This is a genomic window from Haliea sp. E1-2-M8 (genome assembly GCF_030649675.1).
Lineage (GTDB): Bacteria > Pseudomonadota > Gammaproteobacteria > Pseudomonadales > Halieaceae > Haliea.
The window spans coordinates 166,978-192,366 of the sequence record NZ_JAUTDR010000006.1 but is presented as its reverse complement, the minus strand read 5'-3'; the positions used below and the strand labels follow the sequence as shown (position 1 = coordinate 192,366).

General features: G+C 63.1%; 24 protein-coding genes. 8 read left to right on the top strand and 16 right to left on the bottom strand.

Going from position 1 to position 25,389, the window contains the following annotated elements; genetic code table 11:
• Positions 1 to 6: 6 nt before the first annotated feature.
• From rnhB to rpsB, 15 genes are all read right to left on the bottom strand, one after another.
• Positions 7 to 609, bottom strand: coding sequence for a ribonuclease HII (gene rnhB, locus Q6D67_RS07240; protein WP_304704915.1), 603 nt, complete (start codon positions 607 to 609; stop codon positions 7 to 9).
• A gap of 4 nt (positions 610 to 613) precedes the next feature.
• Entirely contained in the window at positions 614 to 1,768 is a 1,155-nt protein-coding gene (gene lpxB, locus Q6D67_RS07235; protein WP_304704914.1) for a lipid-A-disaccharide synthase, read from the bottom strand.
• Positions 1,768 to 2,538 (bottom strand): acyl-ACP--UDP-N-acetylglucosamine O-acyltransferase, encoded by a 771-nt coding sequence (gene lpxA, locus Q6D67_RS07230; RefSeq protein ID WP_304704913.1) that lies wholly within the window; start codon positions 2,536 to 2,538, stop codon positions 1,768 to 1,770. The genes lpxB and lpxA overlap by 1 nt, the downstream gene beginning before the upstream one ends.
• Before the next feature lie 3 nt (positions 2,539 to 2,541).
• Entirely contained in the window at positions 2,542 to 2,973 is a 432-nt protein-coding gene (gene fabZ / locus Q6D67_RS07225; protein WP_304704940.1) for a 3-hydroxyacyl-ACP dehydratase FabZ, read from the bottom strand.
• 27 nt (positions 2,974 to 3,000) lie between these two features.
• Complete coding sequence (gene lpxD, locus Q6D67_RS07220) at positions 3,001 to 4,008, bottom strand: UDP-3-O-(3-hydroxymyristoyl)glucosamine N-acyltransferase (protein WP_304704912.1); 1,008 nt, start codon at positions 4,006 to 4,008, stop codon at positions 3,001 to 3,003.
• Positions 4,009 to 4,016: 8 nt separating this feature from the next.
• Positions 4,017 to 4,535 carry an OmpH family outer membrane protein gene (locus Q6D67_RS07215; RefSeq protein WP_304704911.1) on the bottom strand — a complete coding sequence of 173 codons (519 nt, stop codon included), beginning with the start codon at positions 4,533 to 4,535 and terminating at the stop codon, positions 4,017 to 4,019.
• A gap of 29 nt (positions 4,536 to 4,564) precedes the next feature.
• Entirely contained in the window at positions 4,565 to 7,132 is a 2,568-nt protein-coding gene (bamA, locus tag Q6D67_RS07210) for an outer membrane protein assembly factor BamA (RefSeq protein WP_304704939.1), read from the bottom strand.
• 102 nt (positions 7,133 to 7,234) lie between these two features.
• Positions 7,235 to 8,590 carry an RIP metalloprotease RseP gene (rseP, locus tag Q6D67_RS07205; protein WP_304704910.1) on the bottom strand — a complete coding sequence of 452 codons (1,356 nt, stop codon included), beginning with the start codon at positions 8,588 to 8,590 and terminating at the stop codon, positions 7,235 to 7,237.
• Positions 8,590 to 9,801: a 1-deoxy-D-xylulose-5-phosphate reductoisomerase gene (gene ispC / locus Q6D67_RS07200; RefSeq protein WP_304704909.1), complete on the bottom strand. Its 1,212-nt coding sequence runs from the start codon at positions 9,799 to 9,801 to the stop codon at positions 8,590 to 8,592. Before ispC ends, rseP begins: the two co-directional genes overlap by 1 nt.
• A gap of 2 nt (positions 9,802 to 9,803) precedes the next feature.
• The gene (locus tag Q6D67_RS07195; protein WP_304704908.1) at positions 9,804 to 10,640 is read right to left on the bottom strand and encodes a CDP-archaeol synthase; all 837 of its coding nucleotides are present in this window, start codon (positions 10,638 to 10,640) and stop codon (positions 9,804 to 9,806) included.
• On the bottom strand, positions 10,633 to 11,406 hold the full coding sequence (gene uppS / locus Q6D67_RS07190) for a polyprenyl diphosphate synthase (RefSeq protein ID WP_304704907.1): 774 nt from the start codon (positions 11,404 to 11,406) through the stop codon (positions 10,633 to 10,635). The genes Q6D67_RS07195 and uppS overlap by 8 nt, the downstream gene beginning before the upstream one ends.
• A 13-nt stretch (positions 11,407 to 11,419) precedes the next feature.
• The gene (gene frr, locus Q6D67_RS07185; protein WP_304704906.1) at positions 11,420 to 11,977 is read right to left on the bottom strand and encodes a ribosome recycling factor; all 558 of its coding nucleotides are present in this window, start codon (positions 11,975 to 11,977) and stop codon (positions 11,420 to 11,422) included.
• A gap of 29 nt (positions 11,978 to 12,006) precedes the next feature.
• On the bottom strand, positions 12,007 to 12,732 hold the full coding sequence (pyrH, locus tag Q6D67_RS07180) for a UMP kinase (RefSeq protein ID WP_304704905.1): 726 nt from the start codon (positions 12,730 to 12,732) through the stop codon (positions 12,007 to 12,009).
• A gap of 154 nt (positions 12,733 to 12,886) precedes the next feature.
• Positions 12,887 to 13,744 carry a translation elongation factor Ts gene (gene tsf / locus Q6D67_RS07175; RefSeq protein WP_304704904.1) on the bottom strand — a complete coding sequence of 286 codons (858 nt, stop codon included), beginning with the start codon at positions 13,742 to 13,744 and terminating at the stop codon, positions 12,887 to 12,889.
• A 114-nt stretch (positions 13,745 to 13,858) separates the two neighbouring features.
• On the bottom strand, positions 13,859 to 14,653 hold the full coding sequence (gene rpsB / locus Q6D67_RS07170) for a 30S ribosomal protein S2 (protein WP_304704903.1): 795 nt from the start codon (positions 14,651 to 14,653) through the stop codon (positions 13,859 to 13,861).
• A 380-nt stretch (positions 14,654 to 15,033) separates the two neighbouring features.
• Here rpsB and map point away from each other — a divergent pair, with 380 nt between their 5' ends.
• The 7 genes from map to dapE all read left to right on the top strand — a co-directional run bounded on the left by map (position 15,034) and on the right by dapE (position 23,757).
• Complete coding sequence (gene map, locus Q6D67_RS07165) at positions 15,034 to 15,807, top strand: type I methionyl aminopeptidase (protein ID WP_304704902.1); 774 nt, start codon at positions 15,034 to 15,036, stop codon at positions 15,805 to 15,807.
• Complete coding sequence (gene glnD / locus Q6D67_RS07160; protein ID WP_304704901.1) at positions 15,794 to 18,499, top strand: [protein-PII] uridylyltransferase; 2,706 nt, start codon at positions 15,794 to 15,796, stop codon at positions 18,497 to 18,499. Before map ends, glnD begins: the two co-directional genes overlap by 14 nt.
• A gap of 6 nt (positions 18,500 to 18,505) precedes the next feature.
• Positions 18,506 to 19,696, top strand: a complete 1,191-nt coding sequence (dapC, locus tag Q6D67_RS07155) for a succinyldiaminopimelate transaminase (protein ID WP_304704900.1) — start codon at positions 18,506 to 18,508, stop codon at positions 19,694 to 19,696.
• Positions 19,697 to 19,700: 4 nt separating this feature from the next.
• Positions 19,701 to 20,357 carry an endonuclease III gene (gene nth / locus Q6D67_RS07150; RefSeq protein ID WP_304704899.1) on the top strand — a complete coding sequence of 219 codons (657 nt, stop codon included), beginning with the start codon at positions 19,701 to 19,703 and terminating at the stop codon, positions 20,355 to 20,357.
• Between the two features lie 838 nt (positions 20,358 to 21,195).
• Positions 21,196 to 21,552, top strand: coding sequence for an ArsC family reductase (locus tag Q6D67_RS07145; protein ID WP_304704898.1), 357 nt, complete (start codon positions 21,196 to 21,198; stop codon positions 21,550 to 21,552).
• Between the two features lie 40 nt (positions 21,553 to 21,592).
• Positions 21,593 to 22,612 (top strand): 2,3,4,5-tetrahydropyridine-2,6-dicarboxylate N-succinyltransferase, encoded by a 1,020-nt coding sequence (dapD, locus tag Q6D67_RS07140; protein ID WP_304704897.1) that lies wholly within the window; start codon positions 21,593 to 21,595, stop codon positions 22,610 to 22,612.
• Between the two features lie 14 nt (positions 22,613 to 22,626).
• A complete protein-coding gene (dapE, locus tag Q6D67_RS07135) occupies positions 22,627 to 23,757 on the top strand; it encodes a succinyl-diaminopimelate desuccinylase (RefSeq protein ID WP_304704896.1) in 1,131 nt (376 codons plus the stop codon).
• Here the strand turns inward: dapE and Q6D67_RS07130 are convergent.
• Positions 23,746 to 24,501 (bottom strand): SDR family oxidoreductase, encoded by a 756-nt coding sequence (locus Q6D67_RS07130; protein WP_304704895.1) that lies wholly within the window; start codon positions 24,499 to 24,501, stop codon positions 23,746 to 23,748. The genes dapE and Q6D67_RS07130 overlap by 12 nt on opposite strands.
• A gap of 99 nt (positions 24,502 to 24,600) precedes the next feature.
• Here Q6D67_RS07130 and Q6D67_RS07125 point away from each other — a divergent pair, with 99 nt between their 5' ends.
• On the top strand, positions 24,601 to 25,377 hold the full coding sequence (locus tag Q6D67_RS07125; protein WP_304704894.1) for an SDR family oxidoreductase: 777 nt from the start codon (positions 24,601 to 24,603) through the stop codon (positions 25,375 to 25,377).
• The last annotated feature ends 12 nt before the right edge of the window (positions 25,378 to 25,389 follow it).

The window sequence follows — 25,389 nt, the reverse complement described above, 5'->3', positions numbered from 1 at the left end:
GGCAGTTTACCCCGCAGGCGCCCCGGGCAACAGGGCTTTGACCGGCGCAAAGCTGCGTCGGTGCACCGGGGTCACCCCCAGCGCGCGCAGAGCCTGCAGATGAGCCGCCGTCGGGTAGCCCTTGTGGGCGGCAAAGCCGTAGCCGGGATACTGTGCGTCGAGGGCAACCAGCTCCCGGTCCCGCTGCACCTTGGCGAGGATGGAGGCGGCGGCGATGGCCGGAACCCGGTCGTCACCCCCGACCACAGGCTCGGAGCGGTAATTCCAACGCGGCAGTCGGTTACCGTCCACCAGCACCCATTCCGGCTGCGGATCCAGGGCCTGTACCGCACGGTGCATGGCCAGCAGGGAGGCCTGCAGGATATTGAACGTGTCGATCTCCGCCACCGAGGCCCGGGCGATAGCCCAGGCCAGGGCGTGCTCACGGATCTGCTCCGCCAGCGCCTCACGGCGGGCGGGACTGAGTTTTTTCGAGTCACGCAATCCCGGAACCGGGTGGGCCGGGTCGAGGATTACGGCCGCAGCCACCACATCCCCCGCCAGTGGACCGCGGCCCACTTCGTCGACGCCAGCCAGGCCGGGAGCGCGATAATCGATACCGAGAGGCAAAAAACTAATGGGAACGGCTCTCCAGCACGGCGGCAACGGCATCCGCACAGCGATCGCCGAAGCCCAGCGCCAGCGCCTGGTGGATGGAGGCAAAGGCCTGCTGCTGCTCCCGGGTGACCTGGGAGTTGTAAAGCAGGGGCTGCACAGCCGCGACCAGCGCCTCCACTGTTGCTGCATCCTGAATCAGCTCGGGAACCAGCGCCCTGCCCGCCAGAATATTGGGCAGTGCCGCAAAGGGCGTCTGCACCAGCCGCGACACCAGGGCCCAGCTGAGCGGCGACATGCGGTAGGCCACGGCCATCGGACACTGCACCAGCAATGCTTCCAGGGTCGCCGTACCGGATGCCAGCAGCACCGCATCCGCCGCCATCATCACCTCCCGCGAACGCCCCTCCACCAGGGTCAGCGGCAACTCCGAAAATGCGGGCAACAGGGCCTGCAACTGGGCCAGGCGCTCGGGGCCGGCGGCGGGCAGGACAAACCCGAGCTCGGGATCGGCGCGCGCAAGGCGCTGGGCAGTCGCCAGAAACAGCGGTGCCAGCAGGCCCACCTCGCCGCCGCGGCTTCCGGGCAACAGTGCCAGCAGGCGGCCGCTGGCGGGAAGCCCAAGCTCGGCGCGGGCGGCGGTCCGGTCAATCTGGACGGGAATTTCATCGGCCAGTGGGTGGCCGACAAAGTCCGCGGCTATTGCATGCTGCTGATAGATGGCGGTCTCGAAGGGAAACAGGCACAGCATGCGGTCGACAGCGCGACCAATCTTGCGGATACGGCCCCGGCGCCAGGCCCAGACCGAGGGGCTGACCAGATGCGCCGTGGCAATTCCGGCCCGCCGCAACTTCCACTCCAGCCGCAGGCAGAAGTCCGGAGAATCAATGCCGATAAAAATGTCCGGAGGATTGGCCAGAAAGTGTTGATAGACACTCCTGCGGATGCGCAGCAACTCCGGCAGGCGTTTGAGCGGCTCCACGAATCCCATCACCGACAGGCGCTCCATGGGAAACAGGCTGTCCAGCCCCTGGGCTTGCATCAGCGGCCCGCCAATGCCCTCCACCTGCAGTTCAGGATAGCGCTTGCGCAGAGCAGCCAGCAGCCTGGCACCGAGGATGTCGCCCGAAGCCTCACCCGCCAGTACACCAATGCGGAGGCCACGGCCAGCCACTAGCGGACGATACCGCGCTCCGAGGCGCGTATGGAATCGATCATGACCTGCACTTCCGGCGTGTCACTGAGCATCGTTTCCAGCCTCTGGATGGCCAGTTCCAGGGTCAGCCCCTGGCGATAGACGATCTTGAACGCGCGCCGCAGCTGGCTGATGGCTTCAGACGAAAATCCGCGCCGACGCAGCCCCTCGATATTGATGGTCTTGGCTTCCGCCGGCGCGCCACTGACGGTGACATAAGCCGGTACATCCTTGCCAATCGCCGTACCCATGCCGCTAAAGCTGTGGGCACCGATCTTGCAGAACTGGTGGACCAGGGTGTAACCGCTGAGTATTGCCCAGTCACCGACCTTGACGTGGCCCGCGAGGGCGGTGTTGTTCACCAGGATGGCGTGATTGCCGATGACCGAATCATGGCCGATGTGCACATAGGCCATGATCAGGTTGTTGTTGCCGATCGTGGTTTCAGAGCGGTCCTGCACGGTGCCGCGATGGATGGTCACGTTCTCGCGGATAATGTTGTTGTCGCCGATCACCAGATAGGTGGGTTCATCCCGGTACTTGAGGTCCGGAGTGGCCTCGCCGATGGTGGAGAACTGATAGATATGGTTGCCGGCCCCGATCCTGGTCGGCCCCTTGATCACGACGTGGGACTCAATCTTGCAGCCGGGGCCAACTTCCACTTCCGGACCGATCAGGGTCCAGGGACCGACCTCGACATCATCGGCGACGCGGGCGGAGGGATCGACGATGGCGTGGCTGTGGATCATTGCTCAACGATCGGCGCAGAGGATGGTGGCGGACGCACAGAGCATGCCGTCCACATCGGAGCGGACATCGAATTTCCAGATGCCGCGCCGGTCGGAAAGTATCTTGGCCCGCAGCATGACCTGGTCCCCGGGTACGCAGGGGCGCTTGAAGCGCAGATCATCGGCGCCGACGAAGTAGTACATGGAGCCGTCCGCCGGAGTCTTGTTCATGGTCTTGAAACCCAGGATACCCGCCGCCTGGGCCATGGCCTCCAGCAACAATACCCCGGGAAATACCGGCATTTCCGGAAAGTGGCCGTTAAAGAAGGGCTCGTTGATGCTGAGATTCTTGCACGCAACAATGGACTCGCCCGGATTGAGTTCCAGCACCCTGTCCACCAGCAGGAAAGGATAGCGATGTGGCAGATGCTTGCGTATTTCCAAGATGTCCATGATCAAACTGCAGGTCCCCCAAGATCATTGCTATTGTCGTTTTTCCAGTTCGGCAAGGCGCTTCTGAATGCTGTCCAGCTGGGCAAAGCGGACTGCACTGCGCTTCCAGTCCCGCGTGGGGGACATTGGCGTACCGGAAGAATAGGACCCCGGTTCAGTAATGGACTTCGTCACCATGGTCATGCCGGTGACATGTACGTTGTCGCAAATTTCCACGTGGCCGACCACACCGACGCCCCCTGCCAGCGTGCAATTCGCCCCTATAATCGTGCTTCCCGCCAACCCCGTGCAACCTGCTATCGCGGTATTTTTTCCGATGTGGCAGTTATGGGCGATCTGCACCAGGTTGTCGATAATGGCACCGTCCTCCACCACGGTATCCTCCAGTGCGCCGCGATCAATCGTGGTACAGGCTCCCACTTCTACCCGGTTCCCGATGCGGACGCCACCGAGTTGATGGATCTTCTCCCAGCCAGCAGCCGAAGGCGCGAAACCGAAACCGTCGGCGCCGAGTACCGCATTGCTGTGGATGAGGCAGTGCTCGCCAAGTTGCACACCCCGGTACAGTACGACACCGGGGTAGAGCCGGCTGCCGGCGCCAATCCGACAGTCAGCGCCAATGTAGACATTGGCGCCGACGACGACACCCGCACCCAGGGTTACGCCGGCTTCGACAACCGCGTTGGGCCCTACTGCCGCGCTGCTTTCGATGCGCGCACCCGGTGCCACCACTGCGCTGGGATGCACCCCGGCGACCGCGCGCTCCTCACCGACAAACAGCGCGGTTGCGCGGGCGAAGGTGAGGTAGGGGTTGTCGGACACCAGACAGGCGACAGGGCACTGCGGCGCCTGCTCCGGCCGCAGGATCACGGCCGCGGCGCGAGTCTGCTGCAGTTGCGCCAGATACTTGCTGTTGGCCAGGAAGGAAAGCTGTTGCGGGCTCGCCAGCGCCAGGGTTGAAAGGCCGCTGACCCGCAACTCAGGATCACCGTCCAGGCGCACCCCCAGGGTTTCCGCAAGCTCTCCCAGGGAGTACACGCCGACAATTACTCGGTGAAGGCCTGATTCAGCTTGTCGGTCACTTTGGCGGTAATGCTGTAGCCCGCATCCGCGTGAATCACCGAGCCGCGCTGCAGCAACAAGCCAATGCCTTCAGCGGTGATCAGCTCCTGCAGGACTTCCTGCACCTTGGGGGACATTTCCTGCAACAGGGCCTGGCCCACTTGCTGCTCTGTCTGCTGCAGCTTGCCGGCGACATGCTCAAGGTCGGCCTGCTTGCTGGCCAGGCGGCGGCGGGCAGACAACTGTTGATCCTGGCTCATCACCGCGGCTTCTTTCTGAAATTCCTGGACCAGTCCGTCCAGCTCATCCTTCAGGCGGTCAAACTCGGCCTTGTCGGACTTGTAGGCATCGCTGCTACGCTCGGTATTCAGGCGCTTCTGGGCGTAGTCCGTCTGCAGGATAGCCTGCTCCAGGTTGACCACGGCAATCTTGCCCTGGGCCCAACCGATAGATGGCAGCAACAGGGCGGCGCTTATCAAGACAGCTTTAATTACGTTAGACACAAATATTCTCCAGTAGTGGAAAGAAAAATTCAGAACCCCCGACCCAGTGTGAACTGGAATATCTCCCGCTCATCTTCCGGGGATTCATTGAGCGGCTTGGCAAGGCTGAAACTCATGGGGCCGAAGCCGGTAATCCAGGTCACGCCCACACCCACCGAGTAGCGCAACTCATCCGCATCAATATCGAAACAATTGAGCTGGTTGCTGGAACACTTGGTATTGAACACGTTGCCTGCGTCGATAAAGAACGCCGAGCGCAGTTTGCTGCGATCCTTGAGGAAGGGCAGCGGAAACATCAGCTCCACACTACCCTCGATCAACGCGTTGCCGCCAAAAGGATCGGGCTCAGTGTTCAGGGTATTGAACAACAGCTTGCCGGTCTGCGGGTCAACGACATAGCCGAACAGACGGCCGTTCTCACCACCCACCTGCGTCGGCCGCCCCTCCTCATCCAGCTCTGTCGCTGGCTGGTTGATATCGTAGAGGCTGGCGGGTGTGCCGCGCGGCCCCAGGGTATTGCTCTCGAACCCGCGCACGGAACCGAAACCACCTGAGAAAAAGTGCTCAAAGAATGGCAGGTTGGTGGTGCCGCCGTAACCATCGCCATAGCCCAGTTCGCCCCGCACTCGCACAATCCACTCATTGGTAATGGGGAAGAAGCGTTCACCCCGGTAAACCAGTTTATAGAACTCGGCATCGGATCCGGGTACTGCCAACTCGAATACCACGGACTGGGACGAGCCGCGAGTCGCGAGTATTCCCCGGTTCAGGGTGGACTGGCTCCAGCTGACGGAGGAGGTCCAGTTCAGGAACTCGTCACCATTGAGGTCGAGGAACCCCGGTTCCGGCGGAATGGTCAGGGCACCCGGCGGCAAATCGGCAATCGGCAGGAATGTTTCCGGCGCCGAGTAGCTGCCGTCTGGCAGACGCGTGCTCTCATAGTAGCCATCGACGCCGTCTACCAGGCGCGGGCTCGCCTTGATTTCCTGTACCGCAAAGCGGCCGGCGGTGATGTCCGTATTGGCTACCCCGAAGCTGAAGCCGAGACGCTGGGTTTCCTTGATCGGATAGCCAAAGTTCAGCGAGGCGCCGAGGGTGTCCGTGGTGTAGCGCGCCACGTTGATCTCCGAGAGATCGGTGGAACGATAGAACACGCTAAAGCCGCGGCTGACCCCATCCTCGGTGAAATAAGGATTGGTATAGCTGAAATTGTACAGGTCCTGGTAGCGGGAAGAGTTCAGACCAATGCCGATCCGCCGGCCCGTGCCGAGGAAGTTGTCCTGCTGCAAATTGAGGCCAAAGATCAGACCCGCATCCTGGGCATAACCGAAGCTGGCACCGATACTGCCCGAGGACTGCTCCTCGACCGTGAAATCTACATCAATGAGGTCGTCGTGCCCCGCCACTTCCGGCGTTTCAACGGTGGCCTTGCTGAAATAGCCCAGACGCTCCAGCCGGATCCGGGACTGCTCGATGGCCGCGGCGGACGCGGGAGCGCTCTCCATCTGCCGCATCTCGCGCCGCAATACCTCGTCGGCGGTTTTCTGGTTGCCCTTGAAGCTGATCCGGCGCACATAGGTGCGCTTGCCCGGGTCCACAAAAAACTTCAACGCGACGGTGTTCTCATCCTCATCGATTTCGGGAATGCCGGTGACCTTGGCGAAGTTGTAGCCCTCATTACCGAGCCTGCGGGTCATGAACTCCTCGGTGGAAGTCACCAGCTGCTGGGAAAAAGTCTGTCCCTCGGAGACGAGGACATAGCGCTTGAGGTCCGACTCCGGCAACACCAGGTCTCCCGACAGATCGACGCCACTGACCGTGAATTTTTCCCCTTCGGTGACGTTGGCGGTGATGTATACCGCTTTCTTGTCAGGGGACACCGAAACCTGGGTGGAGTCGATGGAGAACTGCAGGTAGCCCCGATCCATGTACCAGGAGCTCAGGGCCTCCAGGTCACCGGTCAGTTTTTCCCGGGAGTACTTGTCGTCGTTGGTGAAGAACGAGAACCAGCCGGTGGTCTTCAGTGTAAACAGATCCGTCAGCTCCTCGTCGTCAAACACCTCATTACCGACGACGTTGATATGCTTGATCGCGGCAACGGTGCCCTCGTCGACGTCGATATTGACGGACACGCGGTTGCGCGGTTCGGGCAGCACTTCGGTTTCTATGCTGGCGTCGTACCGACCCTGCTGCACATACTGCCGCTGCAGCTCAAGCTGCATGCCTTCAAGGGTGGAGCGCTGGAACACCTGCCCCACAGACAGCCCGGCGCCACGCAGGCCGTCGAGCAGGGCCTCGGTTTCGATCGCCTTGTTGCCTTCGATATTGATCTCGCTGATGCTCGGCCGTTCCACTACGATCACCACCAGCACGTTGCCATCGCGGCCGATGCGGATGTCGTCGAAGTTGCCGGTGGCAAACAGGCTGCGGGCGGCTGCGCGGATTGCTGCCGCGTTCACCAGGTCACCGACCGCCAGGGGCATGGCGGCAAACACCGAGCCCGCCGAGATCCGCTGCAGGCCCTCGACCCGGATATCAGCAACGATGAAGGAGGCGTCCTGGGGCTGAGCCAGGGGCGAAAGAGCCAGCAAAAGCATTGCCAGCACGAGTTGTATGCGTTTTTTCAAAATTTTTCCAAACACCGGATAAGGCCCGATCCCAAGGTCATGATTGTGTACGTACCGGCTGCGTCCACCAGGCTAGAGGCGCGCGAAGTCGTTATATAGCGCCAAAGCCATGATCCCGAGGATCATGAACAGGCCCAACTGATACCCCAATGCTTGTATTTTCTCGGGTACTGGCCGACCCGCCAGCAACTCCATGGTGTAGTACAGGAGGTGGCCGCCATCCAGCACCGGTATGGGCAGCAGGTTAAGCACCCCAAGACTGACGCTTAGCAGGGCGAGGAAGCCAATCCAGGATTCCAGGCCCGACTTGGCGGAAGCGGACGCCACTTTAGCAATGGTAATGGGGCCGCTCAAGTTTTTTGGTGAGATCAGACCCTGCAACATCTTCTTGATCGAGCTGAGGGTGAAGCTGGTCAGCTCCCCGGTGCGGGTAACGGCGGCTCCCAGAGACTGCAGCGGGCCGCGCTGGAACTGTCGGATCATCTCTGGCGGCATGGCTGGCATGGCTACCGCAACACCGACGCGACCCACCAGTTCCCCACTGGCGTCCGGTTCGCCATCGGGAATGATGGTCGCGGTCTGCAGCTGGTCGCCCCGGCTCAACTCCAGTTCGATTCGCTGGCCCGGCCTCTCGCGCACATACTCCACCCAATCCATCCACCGGGGCATGGGAATCCCGTCGGCACTCACTACGCGGTCACCGACTTGCAGGCCAGCGCGGGCAGCGGGGCTGTCAGCGATGATTTCGTTGACTACTGGCGGCACCTCCGGGGTGTACATGCTGACACCCAGGCCACCGAACAGGTCCGGCTCCTCCTGCTCCGACAACCAGCGCTGCAGGGCCGCCTCGGACTCGGTAAGCAGGTCCGACCCGGGTTCCTTGACGGTAAACCGAATGTTGCCGGTATCGCCAATGCGGTCCAGCAGGCGGAAACTGAGGGCCTGCCAGGTAGGGGTCTGCTCACCGTCCACGGCGACGATTTCCTGGCCGGCCTTGAGACCCGCCGCGTCCGCCACCGAGCCGGACTGTACCGAGCCAATCACCGGCGCGTAGCCGGATTCGCCGCCCATGAACAGCACCCAATAGGCAACAATTGCCAGGGCGAAGTTGGCCAGGGGTCCCGCAGCCACAACCGCGATGCGCTGCAGCACAGGCTTGCGGTTGAAGGCGTGCTCCAGATCCTCGGCGGGAACATCGCCCTCGCGTTCATCGAGCATCTTGACGTAGCCACCCAGCGGGATCATCGCTATGCAGTACTCGGTGCCCTGCCGGTCGCGCCAGGTATACAAAGACTTGCCAAAGCCGATGGAAAAACGCAGGACCTTGACGCCGCAGCGCCGCGCAACCCAGAAATGGCCGTACTCGTGCACCGCCACCAGCACGCCGAGGGTGATCAGGGTTATGCCGATGGTAAAAGCCAGATCCATTAACGCTCCAAAGTCTCAGGGCCAACCGCCCGGAAACGGGCCAACCGGGCGACGGCCACCTGGCGAGCCTCGCCATCCGCAGCTTCGACCACAGCCAGAGAAGTGGGTTCAACAGCGGCCACCTGTTCCAGGGTCGCCTCGATGACCCGCGGGATATCGGCAAAGCCGATGCCCCCGCGCAGAAAGGCTGCTACCGCGACTTCGTTGGCGGCGTTACAGACCGCCATCGCGGTACCGCCGGCGGCGACGGCTTCGCGGGCCAGACGCAGACAGGGGAAACGGCTCTCGTCCGGCGCCTCGAAATGCAGTTTCGCCAGGGCCACCAGATCCAGGGAGGCGACTCCAGACTCCAGTCGCTGGGGCCAGCCCAGGCCGTAGGCTATCGGGGTACGCATATCCGGATTGCCCAGCTGGGCCAGCACCGAACCGTCCGTGTACTGTACCATGGAGTGCACGATACTCTCCGGATGCACCACGATATCAACCTGTTCCGGGGCCAGATCGAACAGCCAGCAGGCCTCTATCAGTTCCAGACCCTTGTTCATCAGGGTAGCGGAATCCACTGATATTTTTCTGCCCATGGACCAGTTGGGATGCGCGCAGGCCTGGTCCGGGGTCGCCGCGGCAATCGCCGCGGGCGTCCACTCGCGGAACGGCCCGCCGGAAGCGGTTAGCAGAACCTTGCTGACCCCCGTCAGACCGGGCCGCCCCGCGCTGTCCACCGGCAGACACTGGAAAATCGCGTTGTGCTCGCTGTCTATGGGTAACAACAGCGCGCCCGCGTCGCGCGCCGCTGCCATCAGCAGGTGGCCGGCCATGACCAGTGACTCTTTGTTGGCCAGCAGAATACGCTTGCCCGCCCGCGCCGCCGCCAGGGTTGACGGCAGGCCGGCAGCCCCGACCACGGCCGCCATCACGGCGTCCACGGCCTCGTGGGTCGCGACCTGATGCAGGCCCTCCGCCCCCGCCAATACCCGGGTATCGCATTCCCCAGCCAGCAGAACCTCCAGTTCGGCGGCCGCATCCGGGTCCATCATTACCGCATAGCGAGGCTGGAATCGCAGGCACTGTTCCGCCATGGCCGCTACCGAGCGGTTGGCCGCCAGGGCCCAGGCACGCAGCTTTTGCGGGTGACGCGCTATCACGTCCAGGGTGCTGACTCCGATGGAGCCAGTGCTGCCCAGCACCGCCACGTTCTGCACAGCCGCCATCGCTACCACCCTGCCAGCAGCAGGCCGAGAGCAAACACGGGAGCGGCACTGCAGAGGCTGTCAAGACGGTCCAGCAGACCGCCGTGCCCGGGCAACAGGGAGCCGCTGTCCTTCACCCCACTCTCGCGCTTGACCATGCTCACCGTGAGGTCCCCCAGCACCGATGCCAGCGCTGTCAGCAGCACTACGACCACCACGGCAGCGAGGCTGACATGGGCCATCCGGGCGGGAATGACCGACCACAGCACCAGAGCCAGCACTACTGCACAGGCCATGCCACCCCAAAAACCCTCCCAGGTCTTGGCCGGGCTGACCTGCGCCACCAGTTTGTGGCGGCCAAAGCGGGTGCCGGTAAAATAAGCGCCGATGTCCGTAGCGGCCACTACCAGGACCAGGGCCACCATCAACAAACCCCCGCGGGGAAAGGTCAACAGGTAGACCGCCGCCAGCCAGGCGCTGGACAGGATCAGCAGGCCCATCAGGCTGCGCATGGCTCGACCGTGCCAGAGCGCTGCGCTCGCCGGATAGCTCTTGACCCACAACAGGGAGAACGACCACCAAAGACAGGCAACACCCAGCAGTGGCTGTATCTGTTCGCGTCGCGGTTCGCTGCCGAGCTCCGCATAGCGATACAGGATGACCAGCAACCCGGCCAGGATCACTGTGAACAGCAAGCGCGCCGCGGCGGACTGCCAGCCCGCCAAACGCGCCCATTCCCAGGCCCCGAGAAGCACCACAAGCGCAAAGGCCGCGGCCAGTGCGAACACCGGCAGCAACAGCACCCCCGCGAGAAACAGGCTCGCCATGGCCAGGGCGGTAATCACCCGCTGTCTAAGCATCGCCGCCCACCCCCGTCAGCAGACCATCGGGCTCTCGCAGGCCAAACCGGCGCTCGCGCCGCCCATAATCCGCCAGCGCCCGGGCAAACTCGAGTTCGCCAAAGTCGGGCCACAGGGTGTTGGTAAAATAGAGTTCGCTGTAGGCGCAATGCCAGAGCATGAAATTGCTGATGCGGGCGTCGCCGCCAGTACGAATACAGAGATCCGGCGGCGGCAGGTCGCTGATGGCGACCTCACGGTCGACCGCAGCCTCGGTGATCTCCTCCAGCTGCAGGGTTCCCGCCTGTACCTGCTCCGCCAGCCGGCGCGCCGCCTGGGCAATATCCCAACGGCCGCCGTAGTCAACCGCAATCACCACCGTCGCCACGCGATTGTCGCAGGTGAGGTACTCGGCGTTACTCATCAGACGCTGCAACCGCTCACTGAAGCGGCCGCGTTCGCCAATGAAACGCAGACGGACGCCATCCTTGTGCAACTCTCGTACTTCACTGCGCAGATAGCGCGACAGCAGTGCCAGCAGCGCCCTGACTTCAGGCTGTGGACGACCCCAGTTTTCACTGCTGAAGGCGAACAGGGTAAGCACTTCGACCTTGTGCTGGCGGCAGGAGCGCAGGATGCCGCGCACCGCTTCGACGCCGGCGCGATGGCCGGCGTGCCCGGGAAGACCCTGGCGCCGGGCCCAGCGGTTGTTGCCGTCCATGATTATGGCGACATGGCGCGGCACTGCGGCAGGGTTGACTAAGCTTGGCGTTTCGCGAGTGGGCATACCCTGACTGGAACTAAATTTCCATGAGGTCGGCTTCTTTGTCCGCCAACATTTTTTCGATACGATCCACGTAACCGTCGGTCAGCTTCTGCACATTCTCCTGGCCGCGGTGCTCGTCGTCTTCGCTGATATCCTTTTCCTTCACCAGCTCCTTGAGCATGTTCATGGCATCGCGCCGGGCGTTGCGGATCGAGACCCTGGCGGCCTCTGCCTCGCTGCGAGCCTGCCGGATGAAACCCTTGCGCGTCTCCTCGGTCAGCGAGGGCATGGGAATGCGGATCACCTCGCCGGAGGTGGCCGGGTTGAGGCCCAGGTCGGACTTCATGATGGCGCGCTCGATCTGGGGAATCATGGAGCGATCCCAGGGCGTCAGGGCCAGGGTGCGGCCATCTTCCACGTTGATGTTGGCCATCTGGTTGAGCGGCGTCTCGGCGCCGTAGTACTCAATCTTGACCGAATCCAGGATGCTGGGGTGAGCGCGGCCAGTGCGGATCTTGTTGAAATGGTGCACCAGAGCCTCGACGCTCTTTTCCATCCGGTCTTTAGCTTCACTCTTGATGTCTTCAATCACTTTTTTTCTCCTCGCAGGACCCGGCCGGGCTACTGAATCAGGGTTCCTTCCTGGCCGCCGCGTACAATACTCAGCAACGCCCCACGATCTTCCATCTTGAACACGCGCACCGGCATCTTGTGGTCGCGGCAAAGACAGATAGCCGTGAGATCCATGACTTCCAGTTTCTTGTCCAGCACCTCGTCGTAACTGAGGCGCTCATACTTGACGGCGTCGGCAACTTTCATCGGGTCGGCAGAATAAACGCCATCCACCTTGGTCGCCTTCAGCACCAGCTCCGCGTCTATCTCGATACCGCGCAGACAAGCCGAGGAATCGGTGGTGAAGAACGGGTTGCCGGTGCCAGCGCAGAAGATCACCACATCGCCGTTGCTGATAGCGCGGATTGCCTTGCGTCGATCGTAGTGGTCGACAACGCCACTCATCGGAATGGAGGACATGACCTGAGTGGCGATATTCGAGCGCTCAAGCGCATCGCGCAGAGCCAGCGCATTCATGACTGTGGCCAGCATGCCCATATGATCACCGGTGACCCGGTCCAGGCCCGCCGACTGCAAGGCTGCGCCACGGAACAGGTTGCCGCCTCCGACGACCAGCCCCACCTGCACCCCGATCCCCACCAGCTGGCCGATTTCCAGCGCCAGCTGGTCGAGTATTTTCGGGTCAATACCGAAACTTTCCCTACCGGTGAGGGCTTCGCCGCTGAGTTTCAGCAGTATCCGCTTATACTTCTTGTCGCCTGCAGCCTGTGGCATGTCTGATTTCTCCCGAAGTCCTCTTATATTACAGGACAAAGAGCCAGCTCCCTAGTGTCGCGGCCCAGAAACTGCCGCCACGGGCGCCACCGATTGCCCGAAGATGCCACAAAAAACGGGGCCTGGGCCCCGTTTCTGCTTGAACTGCCGACTCTCAGCCCTTGAGCTGGGCAGCGACCTCGGCGGCGAAGTCAACCTGGTCCCGGGCAATACCCTCACCCACTTCAAAGCGGGCAAAAGACAGGACCTGGGCACCGGCACCGGACACCAGCTTGCCGACGGTAACGTCCGGATCCTTGACAAAAGCCTGCTCTACCAGGCTGTTTTCAGCCAGGAACTTCTTGATCCGGCCGCCAATCATCTTTTCGATAATTTCCGCAGGCTTGCCTGAATCCTGGGCCTGCACGGTGTAAATCTCGCGCTCCTTCTCGATCACCTCGGCCGGCATGTCATCGGGTGATACAACCTGCGGGTTGACCGCGGCGACATGCATGGCGACGTCCTTGGCCAGGTCCTGGTCACCGCCTTTCAGCTCCACCAGCACCGCGATGCGGTTGTTGCCGTGGACATAGCCACCTACCACGCCGGCATCGGCGGTTATCAGGCGGATGCGGCGCACACCGATATTCTCGCCAATTTTCTGCACCAGGGATTCGCGGGCCGACTCCAGCTCACCGGCCATCAGCGCCGCGACGTCAGTCTGGCGGCCTTCGAACGCCGCATCGACGACTTTTCTGACGAACCCCAGGAAGTTTTCATCACGGGCCACGAAATCGGTCTCGCTGTTGACTTCGACCACCACGCCGTAGCTGCCGTCCTCGGCAATGCGGGTGGCGACAACGCCATCTGCTGCGGTGCGACCGGCTTTCTTGGCCGCTTTCATGCCGCTGGACTTGCGCAGCTCTTCGATCGCTTTCTCGACGTCGCCATCGGCGGACGCCAGTGCCTTCTTGCACTCCAGCAAGCCGAGACCGGTGCGCTCACGTAATTCCTTGACCAATGCTGCGGACATGGTTATTCCTCCTGCTACGACCCCGCCTGGGGCTCTGTATGCTTGAACGTGTACCTCCGGACGGAGGACGGGAAGCCCCGGCGCAGGCCTGACGGCCGCACCGGGGTCGGGTGTTTACTCGGCAGTTGCCGTGGGAGCCGCAGGAGCCGCCGGAGTGGCAGGTGCCGCGGGCGGCTCGGTGGCATCGACTTCAACGAACTCGTCGCGGACCGCACTCATGTCACCGGATTCAGCCCTGCCCGCCAGGCAGGCATCTGCCACGGCGCTGACGTACAGCTTGACCGCGCGAATGGCGTCGTCGTTGCCCGGGATGACGTAGTCGACCCCGTCCGGGTTGCTGTTGGTGTCGACCACACCGATCACCGGAATGCCCAGTTTGTTGGCTTCGGTGATGGCAATGCGCTCGTGGTCAACGTCAATCACGAACAGTGCGTCGGGCAGGCCACCCATATCCTTGATACCACCAATGCTGCGCTCCAGCTTCTCCATGTCGCGGGTGCGCATGAGAGCTTCTTTCTTGGTCAGCTTGGTGAAAGTGCCGTCGGTCTGCTGGGCTTCCAGGTCGCGCAGGCGCTTGATCGAGGCGCGGATCGTCTTGTAGTTGGTGAGCATACCGCCCAACCAACGATGGCTGACGTAGGGCATCCCCGCACGATCGGCCTGCTCCTTGATGATCTTGCCGGCGGCGCGCTTGGTGCCGACGAACAGAATCTTGTTCTTGTTACCAGCCATCCGCTGCACCAGGGTCAGCGCTTCGTTGAAGGCCGGCACCGTGTGCTCGAGGTTGATAATATGGATCTTGTTGCGGGCACCGAAGATATAGCGATCCATCTTCGGGTTCCAGTAACGGGTCTGGTGACCAAAGTGTGCGCCTGCCTGCAGCAGATCGCGCATGCTTACTTGTGACATGGTAAGTACCTTTGTATTGGGTTAATCCTCCACATATCCCGTGCGCCAAACCAGCCAGAGCCGGCACCCTGGCGCAGGTGTCGATATGTGTGCGTCGTTAGGGTTTTCTTCCTGCCGGGAACCACCACAATGTGACGACCCAAAAAGAAGGCGCGCTTTATACCATAATCCGGCCGATCTGAGAAGGCCCATGTTGCAACCCGCTCCAGCGAGGGCTGCCCTGGTAACGGCCGCCGCGGTATGGACCGCCCCAGCGAGAGCTGCCCCACCTATTACTCACAAGGGGTGCACATGTTGTAGAATAGCACCCTTTACCCGCCGCCCCGGTCCGCCGGTTGCGCCCCCGCGCGGTTGCGGCACCCTGAGCTGAAAGGAAGAAAATGGCAGTAACCATCAAGACCGAGGCCGAAATCGAGAAAATGCGGGTCGCCGGCCGCCTGGCAGCCGAAGTGCTGGAGATGATCGAGCCCCTGGTGGCACCGGGCATCACCACCGGTGAGTTGGACCGCATCTGCCACGAGCACATAACCCGGGTGCAGCAGGCCATCCCCGCGCCGCTGGATTATCACGGCTTTCCGCGCTCCATCTGCACCTCAATCAACGAGGTGATTTGTCACGGCATCCCCTCCGACGGCAAGAAGCTCAAATCCGGCGACATCATCAATATCGACGTCACCGTGATCAAGGACGGCTACCACGGCGACAGCAGCATCATGGTAGAGGTCGGCGAAGTCGCGAGCCACGCCCAGCGCCTGATCAAGGTCACCCAGGAGTGCCTGTACAAGGCCATTGACGTCGTCCGCCCGGGCGCCACCCTCGGCGACATCGGGGCCGTGATCCAGCAACACGCGGAGAAGAACTACTACTCGGTAGTGCGGGAGTATTGCGGCCACGGCATTGGCCGGATTTTTCACGAAGACCCGCAGGTGCTCCACTACGGCCGCAAAGGCACCGGAATGGTGCTGGAGCAGGGTATGACTTTCACCATTGAACCCATGATCAACGCCGGCCGGCGCCATACCAAGCTGAATCAGAAGGATGGCTGGACCGTGACCACCCGCGATGGTCGCCTCTCCGCCCAGTGGGAGCACACCCTGGGGGTGACCGCAGACGGCTGCGAGGTGTTCACCCGGCGCAACAATGAGACTTTCTGAGGCCACGCCCGCCATGACCGGTCGGGATGACAGCCTGCCTCCGGAGTTATTCGATCCAGACCTGTTCAAGGCGGCGATTGCCCGCGGCGACGCCCTGAAGATTGGCAAGCAGGCTCTGCACACAGCAGCCGACTATCTGCACGGTGAATTTCGCAGTGGCACCCGGGTAGCGCGCCTGTTGCACCTGCGGGCGCAGTTCATGGATGCGCTGCTGGGCGCGCTCTGGGACAGCCGCGACTGGTCCGGCGTGGAGCCGGCCCTGGTCGCCGTCGGCGGCTACGGCCGCGGCGAACTGCACCCACACTCGGATATCGATATCCTGGTCCTGTTGGGCGAGGACAGCGAGCGCTGCCACGGGCAGCTCGAGCAATTCCTGACCCAGCTCTGGGACCTGGGCCTGAGCATCGGCCACAGCGTGCGTACCGTCAGCGAGTGCTGCAGCAAGGCGCGCCGGGACATCACCATACTCACCAACCTGATGGAAACCCGGGTCATTCGCGGCCCGAAAGCCCTGATGGCCGAAGTCAGGGAACTGACCAGCCCCGCGCATATGTGGCCCAGCGCCGACTTCTTCCGCGCCAAACTGCAGGAACAGCGCGAGCGCCACGCGAAGTTTGCCGACACCGAGTACAACCTCGAGCCCAACGTCAAAAGCTCGCCCGGTGGCCTGCGTGACCTGCAGATCATCGCCTGGATCGGCGAGCGCCATTTCGGCGTCGACTCCCTGGAGTCAATGGATACCGGTGAATTCCTCAACCCGGACGAGCGCAAGATGCTGCTGCGCGGGCGCGACTTCATGTGGCAGGTCCGCTACGCACTGCACCTGATTGCCGGGCGCGAGGAGGACCGCCTGCTGTTCGATCACCAGCGCGAGCTGGCTGCAATGTGGGGCTTTCAGGATGGCGAAAAGCTGGCGGTAGAGCAGTTCATGCAGACTTACTACCGCTGGGCCCTGGCCCTGGGCGAACTGAACGAGCTGCTGATCCAGAACTTCGACCACGCAATTCTGCGGGCCGACACCGTAGATGACATCAGGATACTCAACGAGCGCTTCCAGGTTCGCAATGGCTACATCGAAGCCCTGCGTGACGACCTGTTCAGCACTGACCCCAACACCTTGCTGGAAGTCTTCGTGCTGGCGGGCCGCGAGCCGGGCATTATCGGAGTGGGCACACCAACCATCCGCCTGATCAGGGAGCACCGCCACCTGGTCAATAGCACCTTTCGCGCGGATCCGCGCAACCGCGCCAGCTTTCTGGAGATCCTGCGCTCCCCCTACAATATGACCCGGCTGCTGCGCAGCATGACCCGCTACGGGGTGCTGGGCAATTACCTGCCCGAGTTCGGTCGCATTGTCGGCCAGATGCAACACGACCTGTTCCACACCTACACGGTGGACGCCCATACACTGGAAGTGATCCAGTACATGCGGCGCTTCCAGAAACCCGAGTTCGACGAGCGCTTTCCCGTCTCCAGCCGGGTCGCCCGGCGCCTGCCGAAGATCGAGCTGCTCTACCTCGCCGGCCTCTACCACGATATCGGCAAGGGCCGCGGCGGTGACCACTCGGAGCTGGGGGCGGTTGATGCCGAGCGCTTCTGCCGGGAGCACGATCTCAGCGACCACGACACCGAGCTGGTGACATGGCTGGTGCGCAACCACCTCACCATGTCAGCCGTATCCCAACGCAAGGACATCTCCGACCCGGATATAATCCAGCAGTTTGCCCATCATGTCGGCGACCTGGACCGGTTGGACTACCTGTTTACCCTTACCGTGGCAGACATCAACGGCACCAACCCCACCCTCTGGAACGCCTGGCGCGGCAGCCTGTTGCGCCAGCTCTATACCGGCACCCGCCGGGCCCTGCGCCGCGGCCTGGAGAACCCGGTCGACAAGCAAGTCTGGATCGAACAGACACGCAGGACCGCCACGGATCTGTTGGAAAGCCGCGGCTTCACCGTGGAGGAACTTGAAGATCTCTGGCGCGAACAGGGCGAAGACTATTTCCTGCGGGAGAAGCCCGAGGATATCGCCTGGCACACGGAAGCCATTGCCGGTCACTATGAGCGTGACCAGCCGTTGGTCCTGATTCGCAACAGCTCGGACTCCAGCGTCGCCAATACAACGCAGATCTTCATCCATGCGCGCAGCCGCGCGCAGCTGTTTTCCCGTGTTTGCGCCGAGCTGGAACAACTGGAGCTCAGCGTCCACGACGCCCGCATCTACAATGCCCGCGACGGCATGAGCCTGGACACGTTCTATGTCTTGAACTCAGACGGCAGTTCCATTGCCGAGGAAAGCGCCCGACTGCGCTATATCAGGGACCACCTGAGCGACGCCCTGGCCTCCAACCTGGATCGGGCGCCGATCGTTCAACGTCTCACACCGCGCCAGATAAAGTCCTTTCCGGTACCGACAGAAACCAGCATGTCGATCGATGAAATCAAGCATGTGAGCGTACTTGAGGTTTCTTCCCGCGACCGGCCCGGCCTGCTGGCACGCATCGGCCGGATCTTTGTCGACCACGGAGTGGAACTGCAGGCCGCCAAGATCCAGACCCTGGGCGAACGGGTCGAGGATGTCTTTTTCATCACCGATGCCCAGCAACAGCCGCTGGTCGATCCGGCTCTGTGCGAGGCAATTCAGCGCGCCATTCGCGAACAGCTGGACGACCATGTGGGGGATGCCTGACCATTGATGAACACCCTGCTTGAGCAACTGCAACCCTACCCATTTGAAAAGCTGCGCGCCCTGTTCGCGGACCTGCAGCCGGCCGCGGACCGGACCCACATTGCTCTGTCGATTGGCGAGCCGCGGCATCCCTCACCGCAGTTTGTGCTGGATGCCCTTGCGGTACACCTGCCGCTGCTGGCAAAGTACCCGGCCACCCGTGGTGAGGACAGCCTGCGGGAAACCATTGCCGGCTGGCTGCAGCGCCGCTTTCGCTTAAGCGCGGTAGATCCACAAACCCAGATAATCCCGGTCAACGGTACCCGCGAGGCGCTGTTTGCCTTCGCCCAGGCAGTGGTAACTGCCGGCCCCGATGCCATGGTGCTGAGCCCCAACCCGTTCTATCAGATCTATGAGGGCGCGACCCTGCTGGCAGGCGCCGAGCCCGGCTTTATCAACGCAACTGCCGCCAGCGGCCACCTGCCGGACTTTGCCAGCGTGCCCGAGACCTGGTGGCGACGTTGTCAGCTGCTGTACATCTGCAGCCCGGGCAATCCCAGCGGGGCGGTGATGTCACTGCCACAGTTGCAGGCGCTGGTGGAGCTGGCGGAGAAGCACGACTTTGTCATCGCCAGCGACGAGTGCTACTCGGAAATCTACAGCGATGAGTCGGCGCCGCCGCCCGGGCTGCTGCAGGCCTGCGCCCGCATGGGCAACGACAATTACCGGCGCTGCGTTGTCTTCCACAGCCTGAGCAAACGCTCCAACCTGCCCGGGCTGCGCTCGGGCTTTGTCGCCGGAGACGCCACGGTGCTGGCCGACTTCCTCAGATACCGCACCTACCACGGCTGCGCCATGCCGCTGCATCACCAGCATGCCAGCAGCGCCGCCTGGAGTGACGAGGAGCATGTGCGGGTCAATCGCCAGCGCTACCGGGAAAAATTCGACGCCGTACTGGCCATCCTGGCCGGGCACCTGCGGGTGGCACGCCCGGACGCCGGTTTCTACCTGTGGCCGGAAACCCCCGGCAGCGACACCGACTTCGCCCGCCAGCTCTATGCCCGGCAAAACGTAACGGTAGTTCCGGGCAGCTTCCTGGCCCGGGACACCGCCACCGGCAACCCGGGCGCCAACCGGGTACGGATGGCGCTGGTGGCGTCACAGGAAGACTGCGTGCAGGCGGCCCTGCGCACCGTGCAGCTGCTGGAGACCCTGTAAGGGCATGCTGAGCAAACCCGAGCGGGTGGCGCTGATCCTGCAGCGCCTGCAGGCACTGTACCCCGAGCCCCCGATCCCCCTGCAGCACAAAGACCCGTTCACGCTCCTTATCGCGGTCCTGCTCAGCGCCCAGTGCACCGACGAGCGCGTCAACCAGATCACCCCGGCCCTGTTTGCCCTGGCGGACACGTCTGCAGCCATGGCAAAGCTGGAGGAAGAGCAGATTCGCGAGATTATCCGCCCCTGCGGCCTGTCACCGCAAAAATCGCGCGCCATCAAGCGCCTCAGCGAGATATTGCTGGAGGAGCACGAGGGCGAGGTACCCGCGGATATGGAGGCTCTCGAGCGTCTACCGGGGGTAGGCCACAAGACCGCCAGCGTGGTCATGTCCCAGGCCTTTGGCGTGCCCGCCTTTCCGGTAGACACCCACATTCACCGCCTGGCCCAGCGCTGGGGTCTTACCAACGGCAAGAGCGTGGTGCAGACCGAGCGCGACCTCAAGCGCCTGTTCCCGCGCGAGTCCTGGAACCGCCTGCACCTGCAGATCATCTACTACGGCCGCGAGTTCTGCAGCGCACGGGGCTGCGATGGCAGGGTCTGCGAGATCTGCAGGACCTGTTACCCGGAGCGCAAGCACCCGAAGCAGACACGCAAGGCCTGAGCTGCTGACGCTTCGTTTGCGAGGCGACCTTGCGGCCGCTGCGTCGCTCCGGGAACCGGGGGCTCCGATACTCCATTGCGGGCGCATGCGGCGCGCGTTCCCGTTGAGTTCTTGCGCTGCCGTCTGGCGGCCGAGTTTGTAAGCGGTTTGGGCACTTGCCAAGGCGAAGGTGCCGGTTGAGCTGATCTGTTCCCACTTACTGGGCTGCAGGCTGGTAGCCACTAAGGGGCTTGCGTGGGCGCACCGACGCCCTCCAAGTCCGTATCGAAGCCCCCGCCCCCCGAATCAACGCGGGGAGCATTGGGCATCTCTACTCGCTTCGTCTCTGGATTCGCGGACGAAATATTGCAGTCTGAATCCCGTCCACTGGTACCTCGCTCCGTTCCGCTGACAACGTGCAGTGGCTCCAGCCTACCCGCCGCGTTGATCCGGTGCGGGGATGTCGTTTTGCGGACTTGGAGGGCGTCGGCGCGCCCACCGCCCCCCACTTAGTGGCTGCCAAACCGCAGCCCTGAAAGTGGGAACAGGAGACCTGCGGAACTGCCGCCGCCATGCCACGTGCCGTCACAGCTCACAACGTGCGCCGCCAGAAGGCAGCGCAAGAATCCTGGAGGTAGACGCGCCGCATGCGCCCGGAATGAAGCAAAAGGAGCATACCCGTGGCGGAGCGACGCAGCAGCCGTCAGGCTGCCACTGGAACGGAGAGCGACCCGCAACGACGCAGCCAGAAATGAGCCACCACGCGAGCGGAGGGGAACACGGCGCAATCCAGCCTGCCCCCGCCGACATTTTTTGCTATCCTTGCGTCCCCCGAAACCCAGCCACTCGCGAGGCCCGCATGATCACCCTCTACGGCATCAGCAACTGCGACACGGTCAAGAAAGCGCGTCGCTGGCTGGAACTGCACGACGTGGAATATCGCTTTCACGACCTGCGGGAAGACGGCATCAACAAGGCGCAGGTCCGTGCATGGCTCGATGAGCTGGGCTGGGAAACCCTGGTCAACAAGCGCAGCACGAGCTGGAAAGCACTGCCGGCTGCTGCCCGTGAGACCATGGATGACAACGCGGCCCTCACCGCGATCCTGGAGCACCCCACCCTGATCAAGCGCCCGCTGCTGGACGTCGGCCACGAGCGCCACTGCGGTTTCTCGGAAAAAACCTGGGCCGCGCTGTTCCAGCGTCACACCCTTTGATCCACGCCCGCGGTAGCGGGACAGCCAGGAAACAATCGACATGAGTAACACAGCATTTGCCTTTGGCCTCGGCCTGGGTACCCACAACAGCGAGGGTGAGTGGCTGGAGGTATTTTTTGCCGAACCGGTGCTGAACCCACCCGCGGTGCTGGTGAATGCCGCCGGCACCTGTGACAACCGCACGCCCCTGAGCCGCGAGCAGCTGATCGCCCTGGAGGCCGAGCTGGCGGCGGCGGGTGAAACTCGCCAGGCCCAGCTGGCTGCGCAAATGGCTGGCAGCGAGGCGCCGGTGGTGGCGGTATTACTGCGGGAAGATGCGGCGCCGGCGACGGTGCCAGAGGCCTACCTGAAACTGCACCTGCTGTCTCACCGGCTGGTCAAGCCGCACGGCACCAAGCTGCAGGGAATGTTCGGCATCCTGCCCAATGTCGCCTGGACCAGCGAGGGTGCTATCGACATCGCCGAGTTGCCGGCACGGCAACTGGCCGCCCGCATGCGGGGTGAGACCCTGGAGGTGAGCTGCGTCGACAAGTTTCCGAAGATGACCAATTATGTGGTGCCCGCCGGCGTGCGTATAGCCCACACCGCAAGGGTTCGTCTCGGTGCCTATCTCGGCCCCGGCACCACGATCATGCACGAGGGATTCGTGAACTTTAATGCCGGCACCGATGGTCCGGGCATGATTGAAGGCCGCATCTCCGCAGGGGTGACGGTAGGCAGCGGCTCGGACCTGGGCGGTGGCTGCTCCACCATGGGCACCCTGTCCGGCGGTGGCAACATCATCATCTCGGTGGGCAAGGAGTGCCTGATCGGCGCCAACGCCGGCATCGGCATCCCGCTGGGTGACCGGTGCACAGTTGAAGCGGGCCTGTTCCTTACCGCCGGCACCAAGGTTGTGCTGCTCGACAGCGAAGGCAAGCCGGTGGAAACCGTCAAGGCGCGGGAGCTGGCCGGCAAGTCGGGGCTGCTGTTCCGGCGCAACTCCACCAACGGCGCGGTGGAGTGCCTGACCAATCGCTCCGCCATCGAACTGAACGCCGAACTGCACGCCCACAACTGACCGGGAGTACCTGCGTGGAACGCACACTTGAGCTGACCTGCGAGTTGATCCGGCGCCCCTCCGTAACGCCAGACGACGCCGGTTGCCAGGAGCTGATGATGGCGCGCCTGCAGGCGATCGGCTTCACCTGCGTGCCGCTACAGTCTGGTGAGGTGAAGAATTTCTGGGCGGTCCGCGGCGACAGCGGCCCGCTGCTGGTCTTCGCCGGCCACACCGACGTGGTTCCCACTGGCCCGGAGTCGGCCTGGGACTCGCCGCCCTTCAGCCCGGAACTGCGCGACGGCCTGCTCTACGGCCGCGGCGCCGCCGACATGAAGGGCAGCCTGGCCGCAATGATCATCGCCTGCGAGGATTTCGTCGCCGCCCAGCCGGAACATCCCGGTCGCATCGGCTTCCTGATCACCGCCGATGAGGAGGGTCCGGCCCACGATGGCACCATCAAGGTGGTTGAATACCTGCAACAGCGGGGAGAGCAGATAGACTGGTGCCTGGTGGGAGAGCCTTCCAGCAGCGAACAGCTGGGGGACGTGGTCAAGAACGGACGTCGCGGCTCTCTGGGCGCGGTGCTGACCGTGCGCGGTGTGCAGGGTCATATCGCCTATCCGCAGCTGGCAGATAATCCCATCCACCGTGCGCTGCCGGCGCTGCATGCCCTCAGCTGCCAGCCCTGGGACCAGGGCAACGACTTTTTTCCGGCCACCTCGCTGCAGATTTCCAATATCAACAGCGGTACCGGCGCCACCAATGTCATCCCCGGCGAACTGACGGTGATGTTCAATTTCCGCTTTTCGACCGAGGTAACCGCAGCGGAATTGCGCCGCCGCACCGAAACGATACTCGATGCCCACAAGCTGGATTACCTGATCGACTGGCAGCTCAGCGGGGAACCGTTCCTGACCGCGAGCGGAGACCTGGTCAGCGCCGCGGTCGACAGCATTCTCGACAGCACCGGGCTCACTACCGAGCTGTCCACCGCCGGTGGCACTTCTGACGGACGCTTCATTGCTCCCACCGGGGCCCAGGTGCTGGAACTGGGACCGGTCAACGCCACTATCCACAAACGCAATGAATGCGTGCGCGCGGCGGACCTGCCCCGCCTGGCGGAACTCTACCGCGGCATTTTGCAGCGCCTGCTACTGGATTGACTGCAGCTGCTGCTGCAACCCGCTCCTGACCATATCGCGGTTGATGGCGCCCGGGACCACGACGACCTCTTCCTGCTCCAGCGCCGCCAGGCTGGCGGCCACTACCGGCGCTGCATCCATCCACAACTCCGCAGGCATGCGGGCCTTGTCAAAGCCCTCAAAATACGAGGTGTCGTGAATCCCGGTGCGGGTGAGGCCGGGGCAGAGACACTGTACCCGGATATTGTCCGCCGCGACTTCCGCCTGAAGGGCCTGCGAAAACGAGACCATGAACGCCTTGCAGCCGCCGTATACCGCGGTGTGCTTCATGTTCAGGAACGCGCCGATAGACGCCACATTGATAATCTGGCCACCGCCGCGTTCACGCATGAACGGAACCGCCGCCCGCACCAGTTCCAGCGTGGCATCAATCTGCAGGCGCACCACCTGCAGCTCATCTTCCAGTACGCTGTGCCCAAAATCCCCGAAGGTGGAGAAGCCGGCATTGTTGACCAGGATATCCGGCGGCCCCTGCTGGCGCAGGGCTTCTACCGTGCGTGTCACACCTTCCACCGTCGCCAGGTCCGCGACCACCGGCACCAGGCGGGTGTGGCCTGCCAGTTCCGCCTGCAGCGCCTGCAGCCGATCCGCCCGCCGCGCGACCGCAATGATAGTGTCGCAGCGTTCCGCCAGTTGACGGCAGTACTCTTCCCCCAATCCTGCGGAGGCGCCGGTAACCAGGGCGGTGTGGCGGGTATCACTCATGCTATTGTCTTCCTCGCTTTGTTCAGGGCTGGCGCAGACAGCAGTCGACCGGTGTCGTACCATGGGCAGTCAACAGGCGACATCTTGGGGAGAAATGGCATGACGCGCAAGCGCACCGCACTGGTTACCGGCGCCTCTGCCGGCCTCGGCGCCGAGTTCGCCCGCCAATTGGCGGCCGCCGACTACAATCTGGTGTTGGTGGCACGACGCCGGGACAAGCTGGAGGCACTGGCCGCTGACTTGCAGCAACAGTACGGCTGCGAGGTGCTGATTGAAGCTGCCGACCTGGCCGATCCCGGCGCGCCCAGGGCCCTGTTCGATTCCCTGGCAGCCAGGGATGTCGCCGTCGACTTCCTGGTAAACAATGCCGGCGTGGCCGGCTCCGACCTGCTCACCGACCGGGACTGGGCCGACCACCAGGCATTCTTCCAGCTGATGATGCTGGCGGTAGCCGAACTCTGCCACCTCTTCATACCCGGCATGCGGGAACGGGGTTTCGGCCGGGTGATCAATGTCGCCTCGGTGGCTGGCCGTATTCCCCGCGTCGGCGGCTGCAACTACGGCCCCAGCAAAGCCTACCTGGTCGCGCTGTCAGAAGACCTCGCAGTGACCCTGCACGGTAGCGGAGTCAAGGTCTGCGCCCTGTGCCCCGGCTATACCCACACGGATTTCCACAGCACCGCGGGCCTGCAGGACATGAAGGACGCGATGCCCAGGTTCCTCTGGTATGACGCCAAGGTAGTTGTCCGGGAAGGTCTGCAGGCGGTGGAGAAAGGAAAGCCTGTTTATCTTTCCGGGCGCCTGTACCGCTGGCTGGACCCGCTGTTCCAGTCCCTGCTCACCCGGCGCCTGTTCCGCGTAGCCTCCCGGCACTGAGCCGTCTGCACT

What these genes read in the sequence shown, in the direction of transcription:
- dapC (WP_304704900.1), top strand. Translation starts at nt 18,506, where the DNA reads ATGAACACCCTGCTTGAGCAACTGCAACCCTACCCATTTGAAAAGCTG.
- ispC (WP_304704909.1), bottom strand. Translation starts at nt 9,801, where the DNA reads ATGGCGGCTGTGCAGAACGTGGCGGTGCTGGGCAGCACTGGCTCCATC.
- lpxA (WP_304704913.1), bottom strand. Translation starts at nt 2,538, where the DNA reads ATGATCCACAGCCACGCCATCGTCGATCCCTCCGCCCGCGTCGCCGAT.
- Q6D67_RS07145 (WP_304704898.1), top strand. Translation starts at nt 21,196, where the DNA reads ATGATCACCCTCTACGGCATCAGCAACTGCGACACGGTCAAGAAAGCG.
- map (WP_304704902.1), top strand. Translation starts at nt 15,034, where the DNA reads ATGGCAGTAACCATCAAGACCGAGGCCGAAATCGAGAAAATGCGGGTC.
- rseP (WP_304704910.1), bottom strand. Translation starts at nt 8,590, where the DNA reads ATGGATCTGGCTTTTACCATCGGCATAACCCTGATCACCCTCGGCGTG.
- bamA (WP_304704939.1), bottom strand. Translation starts at nt 7,132, where the DNA reads ATGCTTTTGCTGGCTCTTTCGCCCCTGGCTCAGCCCCAGGACGCCTCC.
- pyrH (WP_304704905.1), bottom strand. Translation starts at nt 12,732, where the DNA reads ATGCCACAGGCTGCAGGCGACAAGAAGTATAAGCGGATACTGCTGAAA.
- Q6D67_RS07125 (WP_304704894.1), top strand. Translation starts at nt 24,601, where the DNA reads ATGACGCGCAAGCGCACCGCACTGGTTACCGGCGCCTCTGCCGGCCTC.
- uppS (WP_304704907.1), bottom strand. Translation starts at nt 11,406, where the DNA reads ATGCCCACTCGCGAAACGCCAAGCTTAGTCAACCCTGCCGCAGTGCCG.
- dapD (WP_304704897.1), top strand. Translation starts at nt 21,593, where the DNA reads ATGAGTAACACAGCATTTGCCTTTGGCCTCGGCCTGGGTACCCACAAC.
- Q6D67_RS07195 (WP_304704908.1), bottom strand. Translation starts at nt 10,640, where the DNA reads ATGCTTAGACAGCGGGTGATTACCGCCCTGGCCATGGCGAGCCTGTTT.
- glnD (WP_304704901.1), top strand. Translation starts at nt 15,794, where the DNA reads ATGAGACTTTCTGAGGCCACGCCCGCCATGACCGGTCGGGATGACAGC.
- nth (WP_304704899.1), top strand. Translation starts at nt 19,701, where the DNA reads ATGCTGAGCAAACCCGAGCGGGTGGCGCTGATCCTGCAGCGCCTGCAG.
- rpsB (WP_304704903.1), bottom strand. Translation starts at nt 14,653, where the DNA reads ATGTCACAAGTAAGCATGCGCGATCTGCTGCAGGCAGGCGCACACTTT.
- tsf (WP_304704904.1), bottom strand. Translation starts at nt 13,744, where the DNA reads ATGTCCGCAGCATTGGTCAAGGAATTACGTGAGCGCACCGGTCTCGGC.
- Q6D67_RS07130 (WP_304704895.1), bottom strand. Translation starts at nt 24,501, where the DNA reads ATGAGTGATACCCGCCACACCGCCCTGGTTACCGGCGCCTCCGCAGGA.